Origin of the sequence: Arthrobacter sp. ISL-72 (assembly GCF_018613755.1) — a bacterium.
In the GTDB taxonomy this organism is placed as follows: Bacteria; Actinomycetota; Actinomycetes; order Actinomycetales; family Micrococcaceae; genus Arthrobacter.
The window spans coordinates 163,885-189,610 of sequence record NZ_JAGGPP010000001.1; the positions used below are offsets into that span (position 1 = coordinate 163,885).

Here is a 25,726-nt window from a genome sequence, read left to right on the forward strand (position 1 = left end):
CGGCCCACGCCCAACCTAGTACCGGCCACTGACACTGACAACATCCCACCGGATTCCCGCGGCCGGACATAGGGACACTCGTTGTGGTGGCCGGGCCTCGAGAGGAGAATAGCCCCCGAAACGGATCGCCAATTAGGTGCGGTCCCAGCCAGATTTTCCGGAACGGAGTGCACTATGGCCGGCCTCGTGGACATTAACGGGCACCCTACCTGGGTCGACGACCGCGGAGGAGGCGGCACACCCCTCCTGCTGCTGCACGGCGGCCTGGGGAACAGTGATGACCTCTTGAACAGCATGGGGCCCGGCCTTTCGGAGCACTTCCGCCTGATCGCTTTCGACCGCCGCGGCCATGGCTACACCGCCGACACCGACGCCGACTTCCACTACGAGGACATGGCGGCTGAGACCATTGCGGTACTGGAACAAGTGGTAGGCGGCCCTGCCCATCTTGTCGGATGGAGCGACGGCGGAATCATTGCCCTCCTCGTCGCGCTCCGCCGTCCGGACCTGGTGAACAAGCTTGTTGCCATCGGTGCGAACTACCATTTCGACGGCAGCATGCCAGTGGAAATGGAGCCGGAATCTCCGGTGTCGCAGCAGCTCGGCAGGGCCTACGCGGAACGGTCCCCTGACGGAGCCGAGCACCTGGAGGTCGTCCTGCAAAAGAGTTTCCGGATGTTCAGTAGCGAGCCGGTCCTCACAACGGCCGATATCGCCAGAATCAGCCGACCTGCCCTGGTTGTGGTGGGCGACGACGACATGGTCGCGCTGCCGCACACCGTGTCCCTGTACGAAGCCCTGCCTGACGCCCAGCTGGCGGTGGTTCCCGGGGCCTCCCACGGGCTGCCCCTGGAACAGCCGGCCGCCGTCAACAGCCTCATTCTCAGCTTTTTGGCCGCTGCCGGTCCGCCCCGGACATTAATGCCGATCCGCCGTGCACAGGCCGCAGCGCGTGCACAGGCGGCAGGCGCGGACGGCAGCTGACAGCAGAAAGGCCCGTGAGAGCACGCCGGAATCCGGCATGGCCTCACGGGCCTCATAACTCAGGTCAGCACACTGGGTGCTGGAAAAGAAGAGCAGAAGCGTCGTACGGGTCACGGTGGTGAGAAGTTCGACGGCGGCGCGCCGCTAAGTGCCGTGACGGCAGGCTCAGCGGGCGACAACTAGCCGATGCGACGGGTGTCTACCTCGTCGTCGTCCTCTTCCAAATCATCCGCGTACTTGTCCACATAAGCCGAATAATCCGGTTCAACCGGCTCACTCGAGAAACGGCTCGGTGCACGACCCTCCGTGCTCTTGAGCTCACGCTGAAGAGCTGAGTAGTCAGTGTTCGGGGAATAGTACTTAATATCCCGAGCCTGCTTGGTAGCTTTTGCCTTTTGACGGCCGCGCCCCATGGCGTGACCCCCTTTTGTACTCGGACCGGAGGTGGTCACCATTGGCGTTAGTGAGGCCCCGGAATGTTTGGTCAATTTGTCGTACACCTAGATTACATGCTTTCAGCGGTAACTGCTCCCCGGTTTCGCACCACTGGGCAACTGTTGCCACGTTTGCGCTGGTCCGGGCCATATCCGGTCCCCGTTTTTCTTCGGTAGAGTCGTTTGAGCGACTCCACGCCACCGGCTGCAGACATGGCGGCCGGCCGAGGAAAAAGACGCCGGGAAGGTGAATCCTTACGTGACTGACGAGAACACAAGCACCAGCGCCGGGAACCGGAAGGCAACCCCGGGCAGCGGAATGCCGCCGGTCATTCCGCCCCCGCCTGCCCGGCCGCCGACCAGCAGCCTTCCCGTCCAGCAGCCTGCTGGCCCTCCGACGAACAACAGACTGCCCAAGGACAACGCCACCGGCAAGCCTGCCAAGGACAACCCGCCCACCAGCAACAAATCGGCGGCAGAACGAAGGCAGACGCTACTGAAGGTCGGCTTCGTGGCGGGCGCCCTGGTGGTGCTGGGACTGCTCGTCTGGGGGCTGGTTGCGCTGCTCGCGAGCGGAAGCCGGGAGTCCGAAAGCCAGCCCACCACGCCGGCCCCCGCCGCGTCGGAGTCGGCGTCGCCGTCTGCGCAGCCAACCCGCTCCCAGCTTCCCCAGGACGGCGTCAGTGCGCTCGACTACCAGCTGGGTGACTGCTTCGAGAGCTTCGACCCCGAAGCCACCGAATCCCGCGTGGTGGCCTGCACCACCGGGCATTCCGCGCAGCTGGTCGCAGTGCACCGCTACGCGGAATCGGACTCCTATCCTGGCATCGATGCGCTGCGGAAGAAGGGCCGCGAGATTTGCCAGGGCGCCGGACTGACCGACGCCGTGGCCAACTACGTCCTCATGCAGCGCAACGCGTACCCCAGCGATACAAGCTGGGACCAGGGCGACCGCCGGGTGGACTGCTACGTCACGGCTGACAAGGGCAACGTCATCATGGAGTCGCTTCTCCCCTGAGGCCTAGCCCTTCCGCCGAACGGACAGCCCGCTGCCGGCGAGGACGCCGCCGTCGGGGTTGGCCAAGGACTCGATTCCCTCGATGGTGAGTTCGTCGACGTCGGCCGCGGTGTCCACCAGCACCGTGTCCCCGTCGGCGATATCCCCGGAGAGGATGGCCTTGGCCAGCCGGTCGCCGATTTCGCGCTGCACCAGCCTGCGCAGCGGGCGGGCACCATAGGCGGAATCGAAGCCCGACATGGCGAGCCAGGCACGTGCCCCCTCCGTCACGTCCAGCGTGAGCCGGCGGTCGTGCAGCCGGCGTCCCAGCTCGGCGACCTGCAGCTCCACGATCCGGGCGAGTTCGTCCACGGACAGGGCATCGAACAGCACCACTTCGTCGAGCCGGTTCAGGAACTCCGGCTTGAAGGACGCGTTCACGGTGGCCATGACCGCGTTCCGCTTGGCCTGTGCATCCAGGGTGGGATCCACCAGGAACTGGCTGCCCAGATTGGACGTCAGCACCAGGATCGTGTTGCGGAAGTCCACCGTGCGGCCCTGGCCGTCGGTGAGGCGGCCGTCGTCGAGCACTTGCAGGAGGATGTCGAACACCTCGGGGTGGGCCTTCTCCACTTCGTCCAGCAGCACCACGGAGTACGGCCGACGGCGGACGGCCTCGGTCAGCTGGCCGCCTTCCTCGTAGCCGACATAGCCCGGAGGTGCACCGACCAGCCGTGCCACGGAGTGCTTCTCGCCGTACTCGGACATGTCGATCCGCACCATGGCGCGCTCGTCGTCGAACAGGAAGTCCGCGAGCGCCTTGGCCAGCTCCGTTTTGCCCACGCCGGTGGGTCCCAGGAACAGGAAGGAGCCGGTGGGCCGGTTGGGGTCGCTGATCCCGGCACGGGCCCGGCGGACTGCGTCGGACACGGCAGTGACGGCCTTCTTCTGGCCGATCAGCCGCTTGCCGAGTTCCCCTTCCATGTGCAGCAGCTTTTGGCTTTCGCCCTGCAGCATGCGGCCGGCCGGGATGCCGGTCCAGGCGGAGATCACCTCGGCAATGTCGTCCGCCGTGACTTCCTCGGCCACCATCTGCGATGACTTGTCCGACACGGCGGCTTCGGCTTCGGCGGCGGCGTTCAGTTCGCGTTCCAGTGCGGGGATCTCGCCGTAGAGGATCCGCGATGCCGTTTCCAGGTCCCCCTCGCGCTGTGCCTTGTCCGCCGTCGAGCGCAATTCGTCCAGTTTCGCGCGGAGGTCACCCACGCGGTTCAGGCCGGCCTTTTCGGCTTCCCAGCGGGCATTCAGGGCCGACAGCGCTTCCTTCTTGTCCGCCATGTCCGCCCGCAGGGCAGCAAGGCGCTCCATCGAGGCCGCGTCGGTTTCACCCTGCAGGGCGAGTTCTTCCATGGTCAGCCGGTCCACTTGGCGGCGCAGCTGGTCGATTTCCTCGGGCGCGGAGTCGATCTCCATGCGCAGCCGGGACGCGGCCTCATCCACGAGGTCGATCGCCTTGTCCGGCAGCTGCCGTCCGGAAATGTAGCGGTTGGAAAGCGTTGCCGCCGCGACCAGGGCGGAGTCGGCGATCGACACCTTGTGATGGGCCTCGTAGCGTTCCTTCAGGCCGCGGAGGATGCCGATGGTGTCGTCCACGCTCGGCTCGCCCACAAAGACCTGCTGGAAGCGGCGCTCCAGCGCGGGGTCCTTTTCGATGTTCTCGCGGTACTCGTCCAGGGTGGTGGCGCCGATCAGGCGCAGCTCGCCGCGGGCCAGCATGGGCTTGAGCATGTTGCCGGCATCCATGGAGCTGTCGCCCGAAGCACCGGCTCCCACCACGGTGTGGAGCTCGTCAATGAACGTGACGATCTGGCCTTCGGAGCTCTTGATCTCCTCCAGGACGGCCTTGAGCCGCTCCTCGAACTCACCGCGGTACTTGGCCCCGGCCACCATCGAGGCGAGGTCCAGGGCGACCAGCGTCTTCCCGCGCAGGCTCTCCGGCACGTCGCCCGCCACGATCCGCTGGGCCAGGCCTTCGACGACGGCGGTCTTGCCGACGCCCGGCTCGCCGATGATCACGGGGTTATTCTTGGTGCGGCGGCTCAGTACCTGGATGATGCGGCGGATTTCGGCATCGCGGCCGATCACGGGGTCCAGCTTGCCGGAACGGGCGACTGCAGTCAGGTCCGTTCCGAACTTCTCCAGCGCCTGGAAGGTATTCTCCGGGTCCGCATTGGTCACCTTCCGGTCGCCGCGGACACCCGGCAGTGCGGCGAGCAGGGCCTCATGGGAGGCGCCGGCGTCGCGCATTAGCTTTCCAACGGCGTCGCTGCCCGCGGAGAGGCCCAGCAACAGGTGCTCGGTGGAGACGAAGGTATCCCCCAGTTTGTCGGCCTCGTTCTGGGCGTTCTGGAGGGCCTGCAGGGCGGGGCGGGACAGCTGGGGCTGCTGCACGGAAGTGCCGGAGGAGGCAGGCAGCGCCTTGATGGCGGTGCTGGCCTGGACGCTGACGGCATCCGGATCGGCTCCGGTGGCACGCAAAAGGGCGACGGCGACGCCCTCCCGCTGGTCCATCAGCGCTTTGAGGAGATGGGCCGGCTCAACCAGCGGATTTCCTGCCGTTGAGGCGTTCATTGCTGCCGCCGAAAGAGCCTCCTGGCTCTTGGTGGTGAACTTGGCGTCCAAAGAGAGCTCCTTTCGGGTATAGATCAACTCTTAAAGTTGAGTGTACAACGCTCAAGTTTGAGAATGACACCTTAAGTTCAATGTTTGCCCACGGCGAAATGACTGTCTAGGGACGATCGGCCCCGGCGATAGGCCGAAGCAATTCCTCACCCGAACCTGTGGTGCAGGGAGCGCTTTCACCCTACGCTTTTGCCTTGGGCGGCCACACTGCCCAAGGATGCCCGGCGGCCGAGGGCACCGCAAATGTGCCAGTTGCCCAACAATCAGCACCCACCGAGACGAGGATCCTCATGAAGAAGTTCGTAGTTCTGTACGTCGCGACACGGTCAGCACAGGAACTGATGGCGGAGAGCACGCCCGAAGCAGCACAGGAAGGCATGAAGGCGTGGACGCAATGGGCGGACAAGGCAGGTGACGGCATAGTCGACGTCGGGACGCCGCTCGGCGCAGGAAAGGAAGTGACCGCATCAGCTACGTCGGACTCGGCAACCAACGTTGGCGGCTACAGCGTGCTGCAGGCGGATGACATGGACGGCGCCCTGGCACTTCTCGACGGCCACCCGCACCTTATGCTGCCCGGCGCAAGCGTCCAGGTCTACGAGGCACTGGACATACCAGGAATGTGAGTCCGGGGGCCGGCCACCGGCGTGATTGGACCGGGCCCGCAACGTGCAGGAGGGCGGTTCCCCCAAGGAACCGCCCTCCTGCTGGTGTGGCTCTCCGCTCACCCCCGCTACGGAGCCCCACGCTACAACCTCGTTTTGGTGGACCGCCGTCCGCCGCGAGGCGCGCCGACGATCCGTTGAAAACACTACAACGACTTCGTGGAGATGTCACGACAATGACAAATCCTGTCATTCGCGGATCGGTATTGTGGGCCCATGGACCACAATACCGACGCCGGCAGTCCCACCACCAAGCACATCTTTCTGGACAAGGAGAGCCCTTCCGTGTGGCGGGCGCTGAACGGGCTGGGGTTGAAGGCACGGGAAGCCGCCGACGAAGCCGGCATCAGCAGGGCGCTCACCGAACTGCTCAACGTCCGCATCTCGCAGATCAACGGCTGCGCCTACTGCCTGAACATGCACGTGGCCGACGCCATCAAGAAGGGCGAATCCACACAGCGGCTGGCCGTGCTGTCCGCCTGGCGGGACACTGCCCTGTTCACGGACAAGGAACGCGCGGCCCTCGCCCTTGCGGAGTCAATCACCACCCTGCCCGACGCCCACACGCGTGAACGGGAGGACGCCTACGCCCGGCAGCACCTGAATACGGCCGAATATTCGGCCGTGAGCTGGCTGGTGATCACCATGAACGCGTTCAACCGTGTGTCCATGACCAGCCAGCACCCCGTGCGCCGTGAAGCAAAGGACCAGGCGGAGCCGCACAAACAACCTGGGCCTCACGAACAGCCCGAACCGCAGAAACAGCCGCAGGGCTAGGCAATAGCTAGGCCGGATAGACGGCGACCGCGGCGGCCTTGATGACGAAGTAGACATTCATTCCCGGGACCAGCCCCAGATCCGCGGAGGCAGCCGGGGTGACGTCGGCGGACATTCCGCCGGCCCGCACCCGGATCTGGTCGCCATGCTGCTCCAGGTCCGTGACTGTGACGCGGAATGAGTTCCGCGGACTGCCGTGCGCGTCGCTCAGGAACACAGACACGGCCGACGGCGGGAACGCGGCCACGCCGGGCCGCCCGGCACCTCCGGGAGCCGCCTCCTCGTCCTGGTGCCCGGCGACCTCCAGTCCCTCAGCCGTCCGGATGCCCGCGGCGGTAAGGGTTCCCGGAATCAGGTTCAGCCCTGATAGCCCGGCCGCGAACCGGCTCCGCGGCCTCTGCAGGACCTGCCGGGTAGGCCCTTCCTCGGTGATCCTGCCGCCTTCAAGGACGATCACGCGGTCGGCCAGCATCAGGGCATCGAGGACGTCGTGGGTGATGATGATGGCCCGGCGTCCCGCCAGCACCTTCTTCAGCAGCCTGCGGAGCAGCGGGGCGGCGTGGATGTCCAGGGCCGCCATGGGCTCGTCCAGCAGCAGCACTTCCGGGTTCGCTGCAAGGGCCCGGGCCACTGCAACGCGCTGCGCCTGCCCGCCGGAGAGTTCCGCCGGGCGCCGCGCTTCGAGTTCCCCGGCATCGACTGCAGCCAGCCATTTCCGGGCCGACTCGCGAGCTGTTTTCTTTGCGGTCCCCGAGCTGCGGGGTCCGAAAGCCACGTTCTCCAAGGCGCTCAGGTGCGGAAACAAGAGCGGTTCCTGCGCCAGGAGGGCCGTGCCACGGTGGTGCGGGGCAGTCCACACGGAAGCGCCGCCGTCGAGGTTAAACAGCACTTTTCCGTCGATTTCGGCCTTGCCGGAATCCGGCCGGAGGAGTCCGGCGATGACGCTTAGGAGGGTCGATTTCCCAGCCCCGTTGGGACCCATGATCGCCACGGTTTCGCCCGGCGCCAGGTCCAGTCCGACGTCGAATCCGCGGGCGTCCACCGTTGCCTGCATCCGAAAGCTCACTGCGTGCCGTCCAGCCGTTCGCCGGCCGGCGCGGCGCTGCCCCGATCCGTCTGCCCCTGTCGGCGGTACGTCAGCCCCACCACGGTGACGGCGACGGCCACCAGCACGAGTGAAAGTGCAACGGCGGCATCGGCGTCCGTTTCCCGCTGCAGGTAGATTTCCAGCGGCAGGGTCCGGGTCACCCCCTGCAGGCTCCCCGCGAAGGTGAGCGTGGCACCGAATTCGCCCAGGCTCCGGGCGAACGAAAGGACTGCGCCGGATGCCAGGCCGGGGAGCACCAGCGGCACAGTGACGCGGCGGAGCACAGTGGTGGGCCCGGCGCCAAGCGTTGCGGCCACCGCCTCGAACCGTCCGCCGGCTGTGCGGAGGGCGCCTTCCAGGCTCACCACGAGGAACGGCAGTGCCACGAAGGTCTGCGCGAGCACCACCGCCGTCGTCGAAAATGCGATCTGGATGCCGGCCGCCTCCAGGCTCCGGCCCAGCAGACCCTGGCGGCCGAAGGTGTAGAGGAGGGCGATGCCGCCCACCACCGGCGGCAGCACCAAAGGCAGCAGCACGAAGGCGCGCAGCAGTTGCTGGCCCCGGAATCTCGACCGGGCCAGCACCAATGCCAGCGGCACTCCGAAGACGATGCACAGGGCGGTGCTTGCGGCTGAGGTCCTCAGGCTGAGCCCGAGGGCCGTCAGGGAGGATTCTGACGTTACCAGCGGGATGAATTGCGGCCAGTTGACCCTGGCCGCCATTGCCGCCAGCGGCAGCAGGACGAATAGGGCGCCGGCTGCGGCGAGGGCGTAGATCCAGCGCGGAATCCCGTGATACCCGCCGGCCCTGGGCTGTTCCAATGGTCCCCCTACGGTGCGCCGAATCCGGCGTCAGAGAAGGTTTTCCGGCCGTCAGGGCCGGTCACCATCGCGATGAAGGCCGCGGCCAGTTCCTTGTTCCGGCTCGAACCCACTGAGGCGATGGGGTAGGTGTTGACCGCCGTGGCTGCTTCGGGGATCGGGATGCCCCTGACCCTGCCGCCGGCGGCCTTGACATCCGTGACGTACACCAGGCCGGCGTCGGCCTCGCCCGAGGTGACCTTGCCCAGGACGTCAGTGACGGATGATTCTTCGCTGACCGGGGAAAGTGTGACGCCGGCGGCCTCTTCTACGCTCTCCGCGGCGGCCCCGCACGGGACCTGGCTTGCGCACAGCACCACTTTGATGCCGGGTCTGGCGAGGTCGGCGAAGGAGGCGATCGACGCCGGGTTGGACGGCGGCACGGCGATCTCCAGCGTGTTCGTGGCGAAGTTCGCCGCTGTCCCGTCGATGAGTTCGGCGTCGGACAGTTTGGCCATGTTCTTGGCGTCCGCCGAAGCGAAGACATCGGCCGGGGCGCCCTGGCCGATCTGGGTGGCGAGGTCCGAGGAACCGGCGAAGCTGAGCGTCACCTTGGTACCGGGATTCTGTGCCTCGAACTCGCTGGCGAGTTTCGTAAAGGTTGCCTTGAGGGAAGCCGCCGCGAAGACGGTGACCGTGCCGGAGAGTCGTTCCGCCCCCTCGGCCGACGGCCCGGACAGCGAGGGCCCGGACGGCGACGCGGGTTGCGGTGCGGGCGCACAGGCGGCCAAGGCGGAGGCGAGCAAGAGCGCCGTCAGTAGTCCGGCGAGTCGGTGGTTCGGGGTGTTCAAATGATGCTCTTTCCCTGCGGCGTCTCGATGATGACCGTGGTGGCTTTGACGACGGCGGTGGCCACGGACCCTAGTTCGAGTCCGAGTTCGCGCACAGCCTCGCTGCTCATCAGCGACACCACGCGGAACGGCCCGCACTGCAGTTCGACCTGCGCCATCACCTTATCCGCAGTGATTCCGGTGACCAGGCCGACGAACCGGTTGCGCGCCGAGCTGCCCACCCGCGTCGGATCAACGGGCAGCTGGGCCTGGTCGCGCGCAAGCTTGGCCAGTTCGAATCCGTCAACAGCCAGGCGGCCGGATGCGTCCTTCACGGAAGTGAGGCTTCCGTTCTCGGTCCAGCGGCGCACGGTGTCGTCGCTGACGCCGAGGAACCTGGCAGCTTCCGAAATTCGAATGGTTGACATTCCTCCAGCTTATTGGCTCATTTGCGGATGCGAAAGCGGCCGGGCTCCGCAAATGAGGATCCACACGGATGTGAGGTCTTGGAGTAACAAACAGCCGTAGCCCGCCGTCGGCTGCCGCAGTACGATTCGTCGTGGGGGCGGAGCCGCGAACGCCGAGGAGCGTTTCCATGAAATGGATCAGGCCTGAAAATCCGGACTACGACGAATTGCGGAAGCTATTCAACGCAATGATCGACCGCCGGCCGGCCGTCATCGCCCAATGTTCCACGCCCGCCGAAGTAGCCGAAGCCCTGAAGCACGCGCGCGACAACGAACTAGCTGTGGCTGTCCGTGCAGGCGGCCATTCGGTGGCGGGAATGTCCACCAACGACGGCGGCCTGGTGGTGGACGTGCGCCCGATGAAAACCATCACCGTGGATCCGGAAAACCGAACAGTGAGCGCCGGCGCCGGCGTCACCTGCGGGGAGTTTGACCGCGCCACGCAGGAGTACGGCCTGGCCATGACGGGCGGACGGGCCTCCACGACCGGCCTGGCAGGTTTCACCCTCGGCGGCGGTTCCGGCTGGCTGGAACGCGCCTACGGTTTCGCCTGCGACAGCCTGGTTTCCGTTGAGTTGGTAACGGCCAGCGGAGACCTTGTCACGGCCAGCGCCCAGGAGAACCCTGAACTGTTCTGGGCACTGCACGGTGGCGGCGGCAATTTCGGCGTTGCCACGTCCTTCACTTTCGCCCTCCACAAGCTGGGACCAACGGTCCATGCCGGGCTGATGCTGTGGCCCGGCGATGCCGCGCCGGAGGTCAGCAGGGCCTACCGGGATCTGGCACTCCAAGCGCCAGATCCTGTCGGGTCAGCGTTGGTCTACCTGACCGCCCCGCCGGAGCCTTTCGTGCCGGACGACATGCTTGGGAAGATGGCCGTTGGGATGGCGTTTCTATTCGCAGGCGACCCGGCCGAAGGGGCGGAACAGGCCAAACCGTTCCGAGGGTTGAATCCGGCGGTGGACCTTGTGGGCGACATGAACTACGCCGATTTCCAATGCATGATCGACGACCCGCCAAACCTCTACAACTACTGGAGCGCGGACTACCACAACGAGCTCTCGGACGAGGCACTCGATATCTTCATCGCCTCGGCCAACAGCCTGCCTGGACCGCACTCGCAACAGCTGATTGCCCGGTGGGGCGGGGCTGTGGGTGGGCCAGCTGCCGGGCTGACTCCCCTGCAGAACCGGAATGCCAACTGGGTCAGCCATCCTTTCGGGATCGAGGAGACCCCCGAAGGCGGGCAGGAAGCCAAAGCGTGGGTCAAAAGGTTCCGCCACGACATTGCGCCGTACGCCACCGGCGGAGTCTGGCTGAACTTTGTCGGTGACGAAGGGCAGGCCCGCATTCAGGCCGCGTTCGGGAATGAGAACTTTATCCGCCTGTCGCAGGTCAAGCGCGAGTATGACCCGGACAACGTCTTCCGCGGCAACCAGAACATCCCGCCGGCACCCGCGTAAGTGTTGATGCCGGCGCAGGTGTAGTCGTGCTGGCCCCGGTGCTGGTGCTCATTGCATCCTGCCGTCGGGTCCGGTCCACCGCTCCGGCCGCGACCACCTGCAGGAACTCCGCGGCACGGGAGATCTCCTCCACCCCCGCGGCGAAATCAACAGCCTCACCGAAACTGAACAGCGCAGCTTCCGCCACCGCCGTCGAACCCGCGCTCCTCAGCAGCTCAAGGCACCGGAACAGACCACCGGAACCACCGCAGGCTTCAAGGGCCTCGGGCTGGCCGCCGGAACGGGCAGCCCGAGGCACGGAGCGCACGTTCCGTCTCGGCACGGGCGCAAAGGGCGCGCCGGAAATCCGCCCAAGGCGCCTGGCCTGGTTTGGGGCGGGTCCTCCGACGGCTTCCATGGGATAACTCTCGCAAAGGGGTGTGACAATAACGTCTCCTGCTCGCAGGGACCTGGGGCCGAAATTTCCCGTCCCCACTAGACTTCCCTCATGGCCATCTACTTGGATCCGCCGCTGTGGCCAGCCCACGGAACCCACTTTTCGCACCTGATTTCCGACACGTCGGTCGACGAGCTGCACCGCTTCGCAGAGGCCGCCGGCATTCCCGAACGGGCATTCGACGGCGACCATTACGACGTCTCGGCGGCCAGGTACGACGATTTGGTGGCAGCCGGAGCCCTCCCCGTTGAGGCACGCGTCCTGGTCCGCAAGCTGATCGCGAGCGGGCTCCGCATCCCCGCCCGCGAGCGCGGCAAAGCACTCAAAGTACCGCTGCTGAACCGCTGGAACGCCGTGCTGCCCGGCCATGATGCCCTCTTCCTGGACCTCCTGGACCGGTGGGGCGAGGAACACAGGAAGTACCACGGACGCACCCACCTGCTGGCCGTCCTCGAGGCACTGGACCTCCTCACCGAGCCCGCCGACCCGCCCCGGACCGTGGTCCTCGCCGCCTGGTTCCACGATGCCGTGTACCGCGGCATCGCCGGCCAGGACGAGGAGGAATCGGCACGGCTGGCCGAGGACCGGCTCCTGCAGACCGGGCTGTCCGAGGACGAAGCGTTCGAGGTGGGGCGGCTGGTCCGGCTCACGGCCGACCACCGTCCGGAAGCAGGGGACGACGACGGCGCCCTCCTCTGCGACGCGGACCTGTCCGTTCTCGGCGGCGAATCCAAAGCCTACGGCCGCTACGTCAGCGCCGTCCGCGAAGACTTCGCGCACATCGGCGATGCCGATTTCGCGGCCGGACGGGCCGCCGTCGTCCGTCACCTGCTGGAACTGGACCCGCTCTTCAACACAGCCCGCGGCCGCGAGCTCTGGCTCACCGCCGCCCGCCGCAACCTCCAGGGTGAGCTCAACGGCCAACGCGAACTCCAGGGTGAGCTCAGCGTCCAAGGCGAGCCCGCGTGAGAGAAGTGCCGGCCGCACACCGGCAGCTGCCGTTCACGGTCCGCTTCGACTGGGGGCACGACGGCGCCATGGCCGTTGCGCCCGGCGCCGAACTGGCGGTGGTGGTGGACGTTCTGAGTTTCAGCACGTGCGTGAGCGTCGCCGTCGACCGCGGAGCCCAGGTGTATCCCTTCCCCTGGAAGGACGGCGCTTGGAAGGAACGCAGCGCCACTGATCTGGCTGAGGAGCAGCGAGCAGTGCTCGCCGGCCGGCGCGGCGGGACCGGGCTGAGCCTCTCCGCCGCCAGCCTGCGTTCCGCGCCCGGCCTGGACAGGGTGGTGCTGCCTTCGCCCAACAGTTCGGCGCTAACCCTTTCGCTGGCCGGAACAGTGCCCCGCGTGGCCGCCGTATGCCTCAGGAATGCACGCGCCACGGCGGACTGGGCAGCGCGGAACCTGCCGCCGGCCGCGGTGATCGCTGTCGTTGCCGCCGGGGAAAAATGGCCCGACGGCGGGCTCCGCCCGGCTTTGGAGGACCAGCTGGGGGCGGGCGCCTTCCTGGCCTCGCTCCCCGAACACCGCAGGGCCGGGTTCTCACCCGAGGCGCAGTGGGCCATGGACTCGTTCGCGGCTGCCGAACCACGGCTTGGCGCCACGCTGCTGGAATGCTCCAGCGGACGGGAGCTCGTGTTCGGCGGGTACCAGGAGGACGTGGAGATCGCCGCTGAACTCAACGGCAGCGCCGCCGTCGCACTTCTCGACGACGGCGCGTTCCGCCGGGCGTAGGGCGTCGAGCGCTGCTTAGCGGTAGCCGGTGACGAACGGCCGGTCCGTGGCAACGATCTGCTTGCCGAGGGGCATCAGCGAGACGGGGATTAGCTTCAGGTTGGCGATGGCCAGCGGGATGCCGATGATGGTGATGGCCATGGCGAACGCCGTCACGACGTGTCCGATCGCGATCCAGATTCCGGCGACCAGCAGCCAGATCACGTTCCCCAGCAGCGCGAACACGCCGTTGCCGCCCGGCTTCTCCACCACCATTCGGCCGAACGGCCACAGCGTGTAGGAGGCAATCCGGAAGGACGCGATGCCCCACGGAATGGTCACGATGAGGAGGCAGCAGATGATCCCCGCGAAGAAGTACCCGAGGGCGAGCCAGAGTCCGCCGAATACCAGCCAAATGATGTTGAGCAGTGTCTTCATACCGCCATTCTCCCCTTGATGGGCCGTCACCCGATGATAGGCCGTTCCTCCGGCAGATTGTAGAGCCGCGGGTGCGTGGCCAGGGCCAGGGTGGAAGCGACCGTAATGGTCCCGATGCGGCCGATGAACATGAGGGCCATCAGCACCCACTGTGCACCGGCGGGCAGGTGGTAGGTGATGCCCGTGCTCACTCCGACCGTGGCGAAGGCCGAGATGGATTCGAAGAGCACCTTCTCGAGGCTGTGGTCGGTGAGCATCAGGAGGAGCAGCGTGCCGGTGATGACGGCGGCGACACCCAGCAAGGCAACGGAAAGCGCCTGGCGTTGGGCGGAGGAGCTGATGGAACGGTGCGCGATGGTGACCTGCTCGCGTCCCCGGACCTCGTTCCAGATCGCAAATCCGAGGATCAGGAACGTGGTGATTTTGATTCCGCCCGCAGTTCCGGCGCTGCCGCCCCCGATGAACATGAGGACGTTCGTGACCATCAGGGTTTCCGGCGTTGCCGCGCCGTAGTCGATGCTGTTGAACCCGGCGGTCCTCGGGAAAACGCCGCCCGCCAGGGCACCCAGGAACTTACCGCCGGTGGAGAGTGATCCCAGGGTTTCGGGCCTGTTCCATTCGAACGCGGCGAAGAGTGCGCTGCCCACGAGCAGGAGTCCCAGCGTGCCGAAGACCGTCAGGCGGACGTGGACCGTCCAGCGCTTGATCCGGGCACCTTCCCGCATCAAAGCCATGATCACGGGGAATCCGAGCCCGCCGGCCACCACTGCGGCGCAGATGGGGACAATAATCCACGGATCCTCGGCGACACCTATGAGGTTGTCGCTGTAGAGCGAAAAGCCCGCATTGTTAAAGGCAGAGACCGCATGGAAAGCCCCGTGCCAGAGTGCCGTAGCAGGACTGCTGTCGTAGGCAATCCAGAAGCGGACCGTCAGCACCGCAGCTATGGACGCCTCGATCGTCGCCATGATCCTGACGACCGTCACGAGCACCGACCGGACATCACCAAAGTTCAGGGTGTGGGTCTCGGACTGGGCCACCAGCTGGCCGCGGAGTCCGATGTTCTTGCGGACCAGCAAGGCGAGCAGGGTTGCCAGTGTCATAATGCCGAAGCCGCCCACCTGGATCAGTCCGAGAATCACTCCCTGGCCGAACGGCGTCCAGTAGGTGGCCGTGTCGACCGTGACCAGGCCGGTCACGCACACGGCGGAAACCGAGGTGAAGAGGGCGGGCAGCACGGTATCGGCTTCGGTGGGGTAATGGGAGGCGGGAAGCGTCAGCAGGGCAGCCCCCAGCACGATCACGGCGAGGAACGCGATCGGCAGCGACCTGACCGGATGCAGGAGCAGGCGCCTGATCCGGCTTTCCTTCGGCCGGATGTATGCGCGCACCTTCGCCGGCCCAGTCAGCGGTACCGACATGGGTAGAATCCTCTCTTCGGCGGGTGCGCGCACGCCGTCCGGCACCGCGCCTGATGTTCGACGCATCACGGAGCGTAGCATCGCCTCATTTCGGCGTACCCCGGTTTTTACGAAATCCTTACGCTGCCCTCCTTGGCTTCCCGCGAGCCGGATTGCATGCTGTTGGCAGCAGGCGGTCGAAGGGTTACCGTCACAGCAGGGGCCGTCCGCAGAAGGAGGCGCAGCGTGGCCATTGTTGATAATGCCGTCTATGTGAATGGCCGCCGGACCACGGACCCGGATGGACTCGAGGAGACGTACTTCCTGCTCCGGCAGCGTGAAGGGATGGCCTGGATCGGTCTCTACCGGCCGGACTCACAGGAACTGCGTTCCGTGGCTGACGAGTTCGACCTCAGCCACCTGGCGGTGGAAGACGCCCTGACCGGGCACCAGCGGGCAAAACTTGAGCACTACGGCGAAACCCTTTTCATGGTGCTGCGCCCGGCCCGCTATCTCGACGACGTCGAAAAGGTTGAGTTCGGCGAGATCCACGTTTTTGTGGGCACCGATTTTGTGGTCACCGTCCGCCATGCCGAGTCACCGGACCTGGGCCGCGTCCGCAGGAGGATGGAGTCCCAGCCTGATTTCCTGGCCCTGGGACCCGATGCCGTGCTGTACGCCATCCTGGACCAGGTGGTGGATGAGTACGAGCCGGTGGCCGCCGGGCTGGAAAACGACATCGACGAAATTGAGGATGACCTCTTCGGCGGCGACCCGGATGTCTCACGCCGGATCTATGAGCTCTCCCGTCAGGTCATCACGTTCCAGCGCAGCACCAGCCCGCTGGCGGGGATCCTGCAGGCCCTGATCTCCGGAACACCCGAGCACAGGCCCGGTCCGGAGCTCCAGGACCACCTGCGGGACGTCCTGGACCACGTTCTCCGGCTGGGCGAGCGGACCACGTCCTTCCGGGCGCTGCTGCAGAACGCACTGACTGTCAACGCCGCGCTTGTGGCCCAGCGGCAGAACGATGAAATGCGGCGCCTGACGGAATCGAGTTTTGCGCAGAGCGAGCAGGTCAAACGCATTTCGTCCTGGGCCGCTATCCTCTTCGCGCCCACTTTGGTGGGCACCATCTACGGAATGAACTTCCGCACCATGCCGGAGCTCGACTGGATTTTCGGCTACCCCATGGCCTTGGGGCTGATGGTCGCCATGGGACTGGCCCTGTACATAACGTTCAAGCGCAACAAATGGATCTAGGCGCCTACTCCTTCTTTACCAGGGCCGCGTCCACGTTGATCTTGACCTTGTCGCTGACCAGCAGCCCGCCGGTTTCGAGGACCGCGTTCCACGTCAGGCCGAATTCCTTGCGGCTGATTTCAGCCTCGGCGCTGAAGCCTGCCCGCGTGGCGCCGAAGGGATCCACAGCCACGCCAGTGAACTCCACCTCGAGTTCCACGGGCTTGGTGATGCCGCGGATGGTGAGCTCACCGGTGACGGTGTAATCCTGGCCGTCACCTTCAATGCCGGTGGCCCGGAAGGTTATCTCCGGGAAGTTCTCAACGTCGAAGAACTCCGCGCCGCGCACGTGGGCGTCACGGTTCGCGTCCCCGGAGTCGAAGCTGGCCGTTTTCACGGTGGCGTGCAGGCTGGAGGCAGCCAGGGACGGCCCCACGTGGGCCTCCGCCGAGGCATCGGTGAAACGGCCGCGGACCTTGCTGATGCCGGCATGGCGGACGCTGAACCCGATTTCGCTGTGGGACGTGTCGAGGGTCCAAATGCCGGGAGTAATACCTTGGGGCAGAGTCACAACGGTCTCCTTCGACTGGGTTGGCAGGCCTGGCCCGCCTGTTCTTCGGGGTACTCCCCAGCTGAATGCTAGCGAAGACGCTCAGCCGCGGCTAGCCTTCGGACCGGGCCCCGCGGCTGCCGGCCATTTGGGCTGCCAGCCGATCGCGGGTGCAATGTGGCGGGCAATGTTGCCCAGGAGCTTGGCGTTGAAATCGACGCCCAGCTGGTTAGGGACGGTGAGGAGCAAAGTGTCGGCCGCCTGCACTGCTGCGTCCGCCGCCAGCTCCTCGGCGATCGCCCCGGGCTCGCCCACGTAGCTCTTCCCGAACCTCGCCACGAGGCCGTCGATGATGCCCACCTGGTCCCGTTTCTCCCGCAGTGCGCTGAGCCCGAAGTACCGCTGGTCCTCCTCGTCCACGATGGGGAGGACGCTGCGGCTGACCGACACGCGAGGCGTGTGCTGGTGGCCCGCATCGGCCCACGCCTTGTGGAACATGCTGATCTGTTCAGCCTGCAGCTCGTCGAAAGGCACCCCGGTGTCTTCGGTAAGCAGCGTCGAGCTCATCAGGTTCATGCCCTGCCCGGCTGCCCAGACGGCGGTGGCCCGGGATCCTGCTCCCCACCAGATCCGCCGGGCCAGGTCCGGTGAGTTCGGCTGGACCGGCAGCTTGCCGGTGCCTCCGCCGAAGCGGGGATCCCCCTCAGCCACCCCTGCGCCGGTGATCGCGTGGCGGAACACCGCGGCATGCCGGCGGGCCATGTCCGCGGGGCTCTCGCCTTCGGCAGGAACGTGGCCGAACACTGCCGCGCCGTCCCTCGCCGGTTCGGGTGAGCCGCGGCTAATGCCCAGCTGCAGCCGTCCGCCGCTGATCAGGTCCGTGGCGGATGCCTCCTCCGCCATGTACAGGGGATTTTCGTACCGCATGTCGATCACGCCGGTGCCCATTTCAATCCGGCTGGTGCGGGCGGCGATGGCTGCCAGCAGCGGAAACGGCGAGGCCAGCTGCCGGGCGAAATGGTGCACCCGGAAAAAGGCGCCATCGATGCCCAGCTCTTCGGCAGCGACGGCCAGGTCGATGCCCTGGAGCAGGGCATCGCGGGCTGTTCGGGTCATGGACCCCTCAGCGTTGCCCCAGTGGCCGAAGGACAGAAATCCGATGCGCTTCATGACTGGGCAACAAGCTGCGGGCCGGCCGCATTCCGTCGGGCCTGCGGCTACGCTTTCGCCGCCAGCACGAAGGCCCGGACCTTCGCCAGGTCCTTGACTCCGCGGGAACTCTCGACGCCGGAGGAGACATCCACTCCCCAGGCGCCGGCTTCCTTCGCCGCCCGGGCAACGTTCACAGGGTCAAGGCCGCCGGCGAGCAGCCAGTTCCGTCCGGACAAGCCCCTGGCCTGCACCGAGGAGTAGTCCCAGGCCTCGCCCGAGCCGGGCACGGCGGCATCGATCAGCAGCAGCTCTTCGCCCCAGTTGTCGAACGCTTCCGGGGCGGCACCCATGGTGACTGCCCTGATCACTTTCATGCCGGCGTCGTGCGCTGTTTTGACGTCCCCCGGGGTGCGCTCCCCGTGGAGCTGGATCCACTCCAGTCCGGCGTCGCGCGCGACGGCGATGGCGTCCACCACCGGCTCGTGCCGGAACACGCCCACCGCCGGGGTTCCGGCCGGAACGTGGGCAAGGAGATCCCGCGCCAGCGCAGGTGTGACTTCGCGGGGGCTTTTGGTCAGGACAAAGCCGACCGCGTCCGCACCGGCTGCGGCCGCTTCCCGCACGGACTCCGGGGTACTGAGCCCACACACCTTGACGAACATCTCTGGTTCCTCCTGCAATCCTTTTCCTCCATCTGACGTTAGCAAGTCCGCCGTTAGCAAGTCCGCGCCGAGGTTACGTACGGGGGGTGGTTTTCCTTTGCCGCGTTCATGTAAACGCGGCCGGTCCCGGGGCCGCTAGGCTGGGCGGATGGAGATCATCCGCTATGCAGAACTCAGGGCCGAACCGTGGCGAAACGGCGGCGGCGTTACCCGCGAGCTGGCCAGCCACCCGAAGGCTGCGTCCGCACAGGACGGCGCGTGGGACTGGCGGGTGAGCATCGCGGAGGTATCCAAGGCGGGCGCTTTCTCCGCCTTTCCCGGCATGGAGCGCGTGCTCACCGTGATCGACGGCGAGCTGCTGCTGCTGACCGTGGACGGCGCCGAACACCCGCTGGAAAAGTACCGGCCCTTCCGTTTCCCCGGCGACGCCGACACCGCCAGCGCACTTCCCACCGGGGATATCCGCGACCTCAACGTCATCACGCGGAACGGCGCGTTCAAGGGTTACACGTCCATCATCGAGCTCTCCAAGAAACGCGCCCATCCCGTCTTCGACGGCCAGCTGGGCGTCCTGCTCCAAGGACAGGCCACGGTCAGCCCCGGCACCGCCGGGACTGCTGCTCCGGCCTCCGACAGCAACGGTACATCCGAACCAGCGCAGGCGCCCGGCGAGCCGGAGACGCTGGGCCGCTATGACGCCGTCGTCGGCTCCGACTCCCGGACGCCCGAAGTCCTGGGCCGGGGGTTCCTGGCAGTCGTGTCGATCGACCGCGTTGCAGCCTAGCGCCGCGTTACAGGCTGCCGGCTGACGCCTGCAGGAGGTCCTCCTGCGCAGGTCCCGCCGGCGTGAGCGCCGCGGCGATCACCACGGAACTGGCCGACGCCCACGCCTGCGGACGGCAGCTCGCGGGGAACGGCACCGGGGTGTGCATGGTGTCTGATCCGTGGCCGCCAAAGAGCTCGGGCAGCCGCCAGTCGTTGGCCTCCGCCACCCGCAGCAGCCCGGCGGCAAGCTCCGCTGCCTCCTTCGGGAAGCCGTCCGCCAGCATGCCACTGATGATCAGGGCGGTGTCATGGCTCCAGACGGCGCCGGCGTGGTAGCGGGTGGGCCAATAGCCGCCGTTCGTGGTGGACAGGGTCCGCACGCCGTAGCCCGAAAACATGGTGGGATCCATGACCCGGCGCACCACCAGCTGCCGTTCTTCCTCGTTCAGGATTCCGGTCCCCAGCAGGTGCCCCATATTGGAGGTCACCCCGTCCACCGGGCGCTTGTCAGCGTCCAGGGCGAGCGCCGGATACGGACCCAGCTCGTCCTCGCACCAGAACTGCGCCCGGAAGCGCCGGGCCATGCGCCCGGCGTAATCACGCCATTCCTGCGCACCGGGACGTCCGAAAGCATCGAGAATTTCCGCACCCACCACGGCGGCTTCGTACGCGTACGCCTGGACCTCGGCCAGGGCGATGGGTCCTTTCGCGAGTGATCCGTCGTGCCAGCGGATGGCGTCACCGGAGTCCTTCCAGCCCTGGTTCACGAGGCCGGCGCCGGACGCGTCGAGGTATTCCAGGAAGCCGTCCCCGTCCAGGTCGCCGTGGTCCCGGAGCCATTCGAGGGCATCCTGCAGGTTGGGCAGGAGCTCCTCAACTTCCGCGTCCGGCATGCCAGCTTTCCAGGCATCATGCAGGAGGCAGATCCACAAGGGAGTGGCGTCAATGGTGCCGTAGTAAACCGGCGGCAGGCGCAGCGCCTGGTCGCTTTCTGCCATGGTCAGCACGGTCCGGCGGACCTCGTGCAGGATCTTGCCCGGCTGGACGGCGGTGGTGTGGTCCGTCTCCGTTCCCTGCCGGCCGGCAAGCGCACGGAGCGTTCCGCCGGCAATGGCTGTGTTGATGGGCAGCAGCATGCGTGCAGCAATGATCGAATCGCGCCCGAACATGGTGAAGAACCAGGGGGCACCGGCCGCCAGGAAGGTGTCATTCGGGTGCGAGTAGTGCGCCAGGCGCAGGCTGTTCAGGTCGCTGACGGACCGTTCCAGGAGCCGGTTCAGGCGGGGGTCATCCGAGGCCGGAGCGAAGATGGGCTGTCCGTCCCCTGCGAGCATCGGTGAATCTGCATCCGTGAGGTCAACGGACCAGCCCAGTTGGACGGGCACGCGGGGCAGGACTTCCACGGCCCATTCGATGGTCACCTTGCTGCCCTCGAAGCTGATGATTGCATTCTCCGCTGCGAGCGCCAGGGCGGTGTCCTCGTCGCGCCAGGACCAGGTGGTCTGCTGCGGCTGCACTGCGGCGCCGTTCGCTCCACCTTGCTTAATGTGTTCCATGGTGGTGTTGTCCGCGCCGAGGGTCAGCCGTACTGTGAGCGTGACCGGCTCCCGCATGGCCGATTCGAGGTGCAGTGTCTCGGCCACCCGGCCGGAGCAGCCGGTGGGGGACTCGCCGTCGTCGCCCGCGCGGATGCGGCCGGACTCGACTGTGCGCGTGCGCACCAGGGAGAGCAGGGGGTCCGCCACTTCGGCGTCGGCCCGCACAAAGTAGATGTAGTCGGTTTCCTTGGTGGAACGCAGCTGGGTGGAGACCCACTCCGGCTCCCGGCCGTCCACGCTGAGGACGGCAGTATGGAGCACGCGATCATCGCCGCAGTAGATGCCCTGTGCCCCGGCATGGCGGATCTGCCCGTGCGCGTCAGACCAGGCTTGGATGGGGGCGCTGAAAACGCCGGAAAGGTTGTGCAGGTATGGCTGTTCAGGGGCCACGGAAAAACAACTCCTGGAGATGCTTGATTGGGGGGTGCAAGGATGGCGTACGCATTGCCGGGCGTGAACCTGGGCACACGGATTTGATCGATCAAAATTGTGAGCTTAAATCGTCTCACACGTTACTGTGAGAAGGAAAAGGCCGGCTGCGGTCTTCCGGTACGCCCCCGGCTGCCGCCCGGCCCGACCCCCGTCTTGAGGAGCCCCCTTGTCCCGGCCCACCCTCGCCAGCCTGGCCAGCGAACTTGCCGTGTCGCGGCAGACCATCTCGAATGTGCTGAATGCTCCGCACAGGGTCAAGCCTGCCACCCGGGAGCGCGTGCAGGCCGCCATCGCCGCAGCAGGCTACCGGCCCTCGGCCGCTGCCCGCCAGCTGCGCACCCAGCGGTCGATGAACCTGGGCATGCGGCTGTTGCCCGCCACGGACGGCATCAACGGCGCCATCCTGGACCGCTTCCTGCATGCGCTCACGGAGGCGGCCCAGTCGGCGGGGTACCGGCTTACGCTGTTCTGCGCAGAGTCGGACGAGGAGGAGATTCGCCAGTACGAACAGCTTCTCGACGTCGCCGGCCTGGACGGCTTCATCCTGACCTCCAGCACCCCGGACGACGCGCGGACCCGCTGGCTGCACGCACGCGGCACGGCCTTCGCTGTTTTCGGCCGGCCCTGGGATTCGGCCGGACAACCCGTCGCTGCCGACCACCCCTGGGTGGACGTGGACGGCGCCGCCGGAACCGAAGGGTCAGTGAAGATGCTGCTGGCGCAGGGCCACACGAGAATCGGGTTCCTGGGCTGGCACACGGGCAGCCCGGTGGGGAACGACCGCCGGCTGGGCTGGAAGCGCGCCATGAGCGCGGCGGGATACGGCCAGGATCTGGTCACGCTCAACGTGGAGGCGGAAGACACTGTTGCCGGCGGAGCAGCCGGGACGGCCGTGCTGGCATCGAGGGGTGCCACGGCCATGGTCTGCTCCAGCGACTCACTGGCGCTGGGGGCCATGGGGCAGCTCCGGGAATCACGGCCCGGGGCATTCCTCCGCGGCGGAGGCCCTGCCGGGCCGGACGGACAGGCAGCGGTTGTGGGCTTTGACGATACTCCCGTGGCTGCCGCACTGGGGCTTTCCAGTGTCGCCCAGCCCGTGGAGGAGGCCGCGCGCCACGTCATCCGCGTGCTGACGCACGAATTGGACGGCAGCGGAGCCTCGCTGCTGAGCCGTGGAGAGGGCCCGGAAAGGCAGCTCCTCCTTGCGCCGCGCGTCGTGGAACGGATTCCGTTGCCACTCGCTGCACCTTGAGCATTCCCGCAGCCGCCGCATTGTCCCGCGGAGGATGGGAGAATCAAAGCCAAGACCATTCGGTGACCCTGCACGGCTGGGCGGCAGCGACCGAACGGCCACACTGCGCATTGTGGAGCCGATCATGTCCGAAAAAGCGTCCGTACAAGTTTCACCTGAGGCCCGCCCGGCCCGCCATAGAAGTGCGGCGCCGGTTGCGGCTGGTGTGATCTGCGGGATTGCCTGGGCCGCAGGGTTCCGTGGCTACATGGTGGAGCTCGCCGGTCCCGCGTCCGCTTTCAGCTGGTGGGGAACCTTCGGCGCGATCCTTGTGCCTGGAGCTGTTGCCGGGGGACTTTTGGGCTGGGCGGAAGCACTGCGGCGCGCAGGCGGGCGGCGGGGCTGGCGGTGGCTGGCCCTTGCGCCGCTGGCCTTCGCCATTGCCCCTCTGCTTATGCCCGGCGCAGTTGAGGCGCTACTGACTCAAGGGCTGGGTGGGGGCGCCATTGCGGTCGCGTTGATGGGGCTCGGCGGAGGCTACGCGCTCTCCGGTCGAGGGCCGCTCTGGGCCAGGCTCGTCTGTGGCCTCGTCAGCGCCGCCCTCACCGCACTACTTGCCCTGACCGGGCCCGGGATTGCCGGTCCCGCGCTCGCCCTGACCGAACCCCGCGGCGCCTGGGTCGGCGTCCTGGGCGCGTCATTCGTCATTGTGCTTGCCCTCGCCTCGTCAATTCCGCACCGGCCGACGATCCCCCACGGCCCGCCGAGCCCACACGCCGCCCCCACTGCGTAGGGAGCCTTTTCCTCGCACGGTTGCCGGCGGTACCGTCATCCCAGTGATCATCCAATCTTCCCTGTGACCCAGGGTTCTTACAGCGGTTCCTGCCCGCTCTGTCGAGGAGCGCGGATCCCGCGTGCCCGTGGGGGAACCGCCCGGTTCCCCCACGGGTGACCTTAACCACCAACGGTCGCCTCCCGGCGTCGGGCGTTGCTACGCTGGGATCAAGGTTCCCCCTCCGGAACCTCCGGACGACGGTTCAGTACCCGGCACGCGACAAGACTGGCCAAAGGATCTGTCATGTCGTGGTTAATCCTCATTCTCTCCGGGGCGCTCGAGGCCGTGTGGGCCGCAGCGCTGCACCGCACTTCCCAGACCAAAGGCCTTCGCCGCGTGCTGCCCACGGTAATCTTCCTGGTTTCCGTCATTGCGAGCACCGGCGGCCTCGCCATCGCGATGCAGTCCATTCCCACCGGTACCGCCTACGCGGTCTGGGTAGGCGTGGGCGTGGTGATGACCTCCGCGTACGCGATCGTCACCAAGGCGGAACGCGCGACGACGGCCCGGCTGCTGCTGCTCGCCGGGATCGCCGCGTGCGTTGTGGGCCTGAAGGTGGTGGCGTAATGACCAAGAATACGATTGCCTGGCTGACCCTGCTCGGTTCCGCCGTCCTCGAGGCGGTCTGGGCCACCGCCCTGGGGCTGTCCGATGGCTTCTCCCAGGCCCTGCCCACCGCCATCTTTGCGGTCACGGCCGCGCTGAGCATGAGTGGCCTTGGGACCGCCGTGAAAACCATCCCGCTCGGGACCGCCTACGCCGTCTGGGTGGGGATCGGCGCTGCCCTGACCGTGGGCTGGGCCATGGCCACCGGCGTCGAGCCCGCCAGCCCGCTCAAACTGCTGTTCATCGCCGGGATCGTGGGCTGCGCTGCGGGTCTGAAGCGCCTGCCGCAGGACCGGTAGAGCCGCGCACCACAAGGTCGGACGCCAGGACCACCGGCGAGCGCGTTGACTGTTCGCCGGCAATTTCGGCAGCGAGTGCATGGACGGCGGCGTGGGCGATCGCGGCGGCAGGCTGACGGAGCGTGGTCAGCGGCGGATTGGTGAGCGCCATCAGCGCGGAATCATCGAAGCCGACGATGGACACGTCTTCCGGCACGCGCAATCCCCTGGACTGCGCCGCGCGGATGGCGCCCAGCGCCATGACGTCGGAGCCACACACAATCGCGGTGTGGCCGGAGTCCAGGAGTTCATTGGCCGCGCTCTGACCGCCTTCCACCGTGAACATGCTGGTGGCCGTGTGAGGTTCCGGGTCATCGGTACCCAGGTACTCGGCGAGGGCGGAGCGGAATCCGGCCAGCTTCTGCCGGCTGGGAATGAAGCGGTGGGGCCCGATTGCCAGCCCCACCTTCCGGTGCCCCAGGCTGGCAAGGTGCTGTACCGCCGTGCTGATTGCCGCGGCGTCGTCGTTGGATACGGAAGCAGCTGCCAGTTCCGGCCGGGCGCCGTTGACAAGGACGAACGGGACGCCGCGGCCGCGCAGACGGTGGTAGCGCTCCAGGCTGGCCTGGCCATCGGCGTGTGCACTGCAGATGAAAATGATGCCGGACGCCTCCTGCCCCACGAGCATCTCAATGTATTCGTCCTCCGAGCGTCCGCCGCCCGGCAGGGCACAGATGATCGGAATGAAGTCCTCCTGGGAAAGGAGCGAAACCACGGCCTGGGCAATTGCCGGAAAAATGGGATTGGTCAGGTCCGGGACGATGATCCCCACCTGTCCCCTGGTGGCGCTGCGGGCACGGTCCGGGCGCTCGTAGCCCAGGTCGTCCATCGCGGCGAGAACTGCCTGCCGCACCTCCCGTGAAACGCCCTTGCGGCCATTGACCACGCGCGACACGGTGGCGATGCTGACACCGACCTTCCGTGCGAGGTCCTCCAGTTTAGGACGCTCCGCTGCAGCAGGTTCCGTCCCGCCCCCAGTCATGCTCATCAGGCTCCTTCACCGGAACGGCCGTCCGGAAGTCATCGTATTTCCAGTGTACGGAAGCCGCGTGCTGCGTTTCATGAAAACAAAGCGTGAAATTTTCAGTAAATGGTTGACGTGCTGAGAACGGATACCTAGGCTCGTCGGTATCCCCGCTCACC

At 66.7% G+C, this 25,726-nt stretch carries 26 protein-coding genes and 1 riboswitch; of the genes, 13 read left to right on the forward strand and 13 right to left on the reverse strand.

Features of this window, described 5'->3' with window-relative positions:
• Nucleotides 1–174 precede the first annotated feature (174 nt).
• Nucleotides 175–984 (forward strand): alpha/beta fold hydrolase, encoded by an 810-nt coding sequence (locus tag J7I92_RS00810; RefSeq protein ID WP_214836016.1) that lies wholly within the window; start codon nucleotides 175–177, stop codon nucleotides 982–984.
• Between the two features lie 179 nt (nucleotides 985–1,163).
• Here the strand turns inward: J7I92_RS00810 and J7I92_RS00815 are convergent, their stop codons facing one another.
• Entirely contained in the window at nucleotides 1,164–1,397 is a 234-nt protein-coding gene (locus tag J7I92_RS00815) for a DUF3073 domain-containing protein (RefSeq protein WP_055802618.1), read from the reverse strand.
• A gap of 280 nt (nucleotides 1,398–1,677) precedes the next feature.
• On the opposite strand from J7I92_RS00815, the gene J7I92_RS00820 reads away from it, so the two are divergent.
• A complete protein-coding gene (locus J7I92_RS00820) occupies nucleotides 1,678–2,436 on the forward strand; it encodes a septum formation family protein (RefSeq protein ID WP_214836018.1) in 759 nt (252 codons plus the stop codon).
• A gap of 3 nt (nucleotides 2,437–2,439) precedes the next feature.
• Here the strand turns inward: J7I92_RS00820 and clpB are convergent, their stop codons facing one another.
• On the reverse strand, nucleotides 2,440–5,097 hold the full coding sequence (clpB, locus tag J7I92_RS00825) for an ATP-dependent chaperone ClpB (RefSeq protein WP_214836020.1): 2,658 nt from the start codon (nucleotides 5,095–5,097) through the stop codon (nucleotides 2,440–2,442).
• Between the two features lie 290 nt (nucleotides 5,098–5,387).
• Here clpB and J7I92_RS00830 point away from each other — a divergent pair, with 290 nt between their 5' ends.
• Both J7I92_RS00830 and J7I92_RS00835 read left to right on the forward strand, forming a co-directional pair.
• Nucleotides 5,388–5,723, forward strand: coding sequence for a hypothetical protein (locus J7I92_RS00830; RefSeq protein WP_214836024.1), 336 nt, complete (start codon nucleotides 5,388–5,390; stop codon nucleotides 5,721–5,723).
• 255 nt (nucleotides 5,724–5,978) lie between these two features.
• Nucleotides 5,979–6,539: a carboxymuconolactone decarboxylase family protein gene (locus J7I92_RS00835; protein ID WP_214836027.1), complete on the forward strand. Its 561-nt coding sequence runs from the start codon at nucleotides 5,979–5,981 to the stop codon at nucleotides 6,537–6,539.
• Between the two features lie 7 nt (nucleotides 6,540–6,546).
• Here J7I92_RS00835 and J7I92_RS00840 read toward each other — a convergent pair whose 3' ends face one another.
• The 4 genes from J7I92_RS00840 to J7I92_RS00855 are packed head-to-tail and all read right to left on the reverse strand — an operon-like array spanning nucleotide 6,547 to nucleotide 9,684.
• Complete coding sequence (locus J7I92_RS00840) at nucleotides 6,547–7,605, reverse strand: sulfate/molybdate ABC transporter ATP-binding protein (RefSeq protein ID WP_214836030.1); 1,059 nt, start codon at nucleotides 7,603–7,605, stop codon at nucleotides 6,547–6,549.
• On the reverse strand, nucleotides 7,602–8,447 hold the full coding sequence (locus J7I92_RS00845; protein ID WP_214836032.1) for an ABC transporter permease: 846 nt from the start codon (nucleotides 8,445–8,447) through the stop codon (nucleotides 7,602–7,604). The genes J7I92_RS00840 and J7I92_RS00845 overlap by 4 nt, the downstream gene beginning before the upstream one ends.
• An 8-nt stretch (nucleotides 8,448–8,455) precedes the next feature.
• Entirely contained in the window at nucleotides 8,456–9,277 is an 822-nt protein-coding gene (modA, locus tag J7I92_RS00850) for a molybdate ABC transporter substrate-binding protein (RefSeq protein ID WP_214836034.1), read from the reverse strand.
• On the reverse strand, nucleotides 9,274–9,684 hold the full coding sequence (locus J7I92_RS00855; protein WP_214836036.1) for a molybdopterin-binding protein: 411 nt from the start codon (nucleotides 9,682–9,684) through the stop codon (nucleotides 9,274–9,276). Before J7I92_RS00855 ends, modA begins: the two co-directional genes overlap by 4 nt.
• 167 nt (nucleotides 9,685–9,851) lie before the next feature.
• On the opposite strand from J7I92_RS00855, the gene J7I92_RS00860 reads away from it, so the two are divergent.
• From J7I92_RS00860 to J7I92_RS00870, 3 genes are all read left to right on the forward strand, one after another.
• The gene (locus J7I92_RS00860; protein ID WP_214836038.1) at nucleotides 9,852–11,186 is read left to right on the forward strand and encodes an FAD-binding oxidoreductase; all 1,335 of its coding nucleotides are present in this window, start codon (nucleotides 9,852–9,854) and stop codon (nucleotides 11,184–11,186) included.
• Nucleotides 11,187–11,673: 487 nt separating this feature from the next.
• Nucleotides 11,674–12,591, forward strand: a complete 918-nt coding sequence (locus J7I92_RS00865; protein WP_214836040.1) for a DUF4031 domain-containing protein — start codon at nucleotides 11,674–11,676, stop codon at nucleotides 12,589–12,591.
• Entirely contained in the window at nucleotides 12,588–13,355 is a 768-nt protein-coding gene (locus tag J7I92_RS00870; protein WP_311379989.1) for a 2-phosphosulfolactate phosphatase, read from the forward strand. Before J7I92_RS00865 ends, J7I92_RS00870 begins: the two co-directional genes overlap by 4 nt.
• A gap of 15 nt (nucleotides 13,356–13,370) precedes the next feature.
• Here the strand turns inward: J7I92_RS00870 and J7I92_RS00875 are convergent, their stop codons facing one another.
• Nucleotides 13,371–13,772, reverse strand: a complete 402-nt coding sequence (locus J7I92_RS00875) for a YccF domain-containing protein (protein WP_214836042.1) — start codon at nucleotides 13,770–13,772, stop codon at nucleotides 13,371–13,373.
• Between the two features lie 26 nt (nucleotides 13,773–13,798).
• Nucleotides 13,799–15,193, reverse strand: coding sequence for a TrkH family potassium uptake protein (locus tag J7I92_RS00880; RefSeq protein WP_214836045.1), 1,395 nt, complete (start codon nucleotides 15,191–15,193; stop codon nucleotides 13,799–13,801).
• A gap of 225 nt (nucleotides 15,194–15,418) precedes the next feature.
• Between J7I92_RS00880 and J7I92_RS00885 the strand changes: the two genes are divergently transcribed.
• Nucleotides 15,419–16,435: a magnesium and cobalt transport protein CorA gene (locus J7I92_RS00885; protein WP_214836048.1), complete on the forward strand. Its 1,017-nt coding sequence runs from the start codon at nucleotides 15,419–15,421 to the stop codon at nucleotides 16,433–16,435.
• A 4-nt stretch (nucleotides 16,436–16,439) separates the two neighbouring features.
• Here the strand turns inward: J7I92_RS00885 and J7I92_RS00890 are convergent, their stop codons facing one another.
• The 3 genes from J7I92_RS00890 to J7I92_RS00900 form a co-directional block, all read right to left on the reverse strand.
• Nucleotides 16,440–16,985: a YceI family protein gene (locus J7I92_RS00890; RefSeq protein ID WP_214836051.1), complete on the reverse strand. Its 546-nt coding sequence runs from the start codon at nucleotides 16,983–16,985 to the stop codon at nucleotides 16,440–16,442.
• A gap of 81 nt (nucleotides 16,986–17,066) precedes the next feature.
• Complete coding sequence (locus tag J7I92_RS00895; RefSeq protein ID WP_214836054.1) at nucleotides 17,067–18,134, reverse strand: LLM class flavin-dependent oxidoreductase; 1,068 nt, start codon at nucleotides 18,132–18,134, stop codon at nucleotides 17,067–17,069.
• 47 nt (nucleotides 18,135–18,181) lie between these two features.
• Nucleotides 18,182–18,778: a phosphoribosylanthranilate isomerase gene (locus J7I92_RS00900; protein WP_214836463.1), complete on the reverse strand. Its 597-nt coding sequence runs from the start codon at nucleotides 18,776–18,778 to the stop codon at nucleotides 18,182–18,184.
• Nucleotides 18,779–18,926: 148 nt separating this feature from the next.
• On the opposite strand from J7I92_RS00900, the gene J7I92_RS00905 reads away from it, so the two are divergent.
• Nucleotides 18,927–19,562 carry a HutD family protein gene (locus J7I92_RS00905; protein ID WP_214836057.1) on the forward strand — a complete coding sequence of 212 codons (636 nt, stop codon included), beginning with the start codon at nucleotides 18,927–18,929 and terminating at the stop codon, nucleotides 19,560–19,562.
• A gap of 7 nt (nucleotides 19,563–19,569) precedes the next feature.
• Here J7I92_RS00905 and J7I92_RS00910 read toward each other — a convergent pair whose 3' ends face one another.
• Complete coding sequence (locus tag J7I92_RS00910) at nucleotides 19,570–21,531, reverse strand: glycogen debranching N-terminal domain-containing protein (RefSeq protein WP_214836059.1); 1,962 nt, start codon at nucleotides 21,529–21,531, stop codon at nucleotides 19,570–19,572.
• A gap of 208 nt (nucleotides 21,532–21,739) precedes the next feature.
• On the opposite strand from J7I92_RS00910, the gene J7I92_RS00915 reads away from it, so the two are divergent.
• The 4 genes from J7I92_RS00915 (at nucleotide 21,740) to J7I92_RS00930 (ending at nucleotide 24,544) form a co-directional block, all read left to right on the forward strand.
• Entirely contained in the window at nucleotides 21,740–22,825 is a 1,086-nt protein-coding gene (locus tag J7I92_RS00915; protein ID WP_214836061.1) for a LacI family DNA-binding transcriptional regulator, read from the forward strand.
• A 124-nt stretch (nucleotides 22,826–22,949) separates the two neighbouring features.
• Nucleotides 22,950–23,597 carry a hypothetical protein gene (locus J7I92_RS00920; RefSeq protein ID WP_251039293.1) on the forward strand — a complete coding sequence of 216 codons (648 nt, stop codon included), beginning with the start codon at nucleotides 22,950–22,952 and terminating at the stop codon, nucleotides 23,595–23,597.
• 209 nt (nucleotides 23,598–23,806) lie between these two features.
• Nucleotides 23,807–23,873, forward strand: a riboswitch (guanidine-III (ykkC-III) riboswitch).
• A 9-nt stretch (nucleotides 23,874–23,882) separates the two neighbouring features.
• Nucleotides 23,883–24,206 carry a multidrug efflux SMR transporter gene (locus J7I92_RS00925; RefSeq protein ID WP_214836063.1) on the forward strand — a complete coding sequence of 108 codons (324 nt, stop codon included), beginning with the start codon at nucleotides 23,883–23,885 and terminating at the stop codon, nucleotides 24,204–24,206.
• Complete coding sequence (locus J7I92_RS00930) at nucleotides 24,206–24,544, forward strand: multidrug efflux SMR transporter (RefSeq protein WP_214836065.1); 339 nt, start codon at nucleotides 24,206–24,208, stop codon at nucleotides 24,542–24,544. Before J7I92_RS00925 ends, J7I92_RS00930 begins: the two co-directional genes overlap by 1 nt.
• Here the strand turns inward: J7I92_RS00930 and J7I92_RS00935 are convergent.
• The gene (locus J7I92_RS00935; protein WP_214836068.1) at nucleotides 24,486–25,571 is read right to left on the reverse strand and encodes a LacI family DNA-binding transcriptional regulator; all 1,086 of its coding nucleotides are present in this window, start codon (nucleotides 25,569–25,571) and stop codon (nucleotides 24,486–24,488) included. The two genes, J7I92_RS00930 and J7I92_RS00935, sit on opposite strands and share 59 nt — an antisense overlap.
• Nucleotides 25,572–25,726 lie beyond the last annotated feature (155 nt).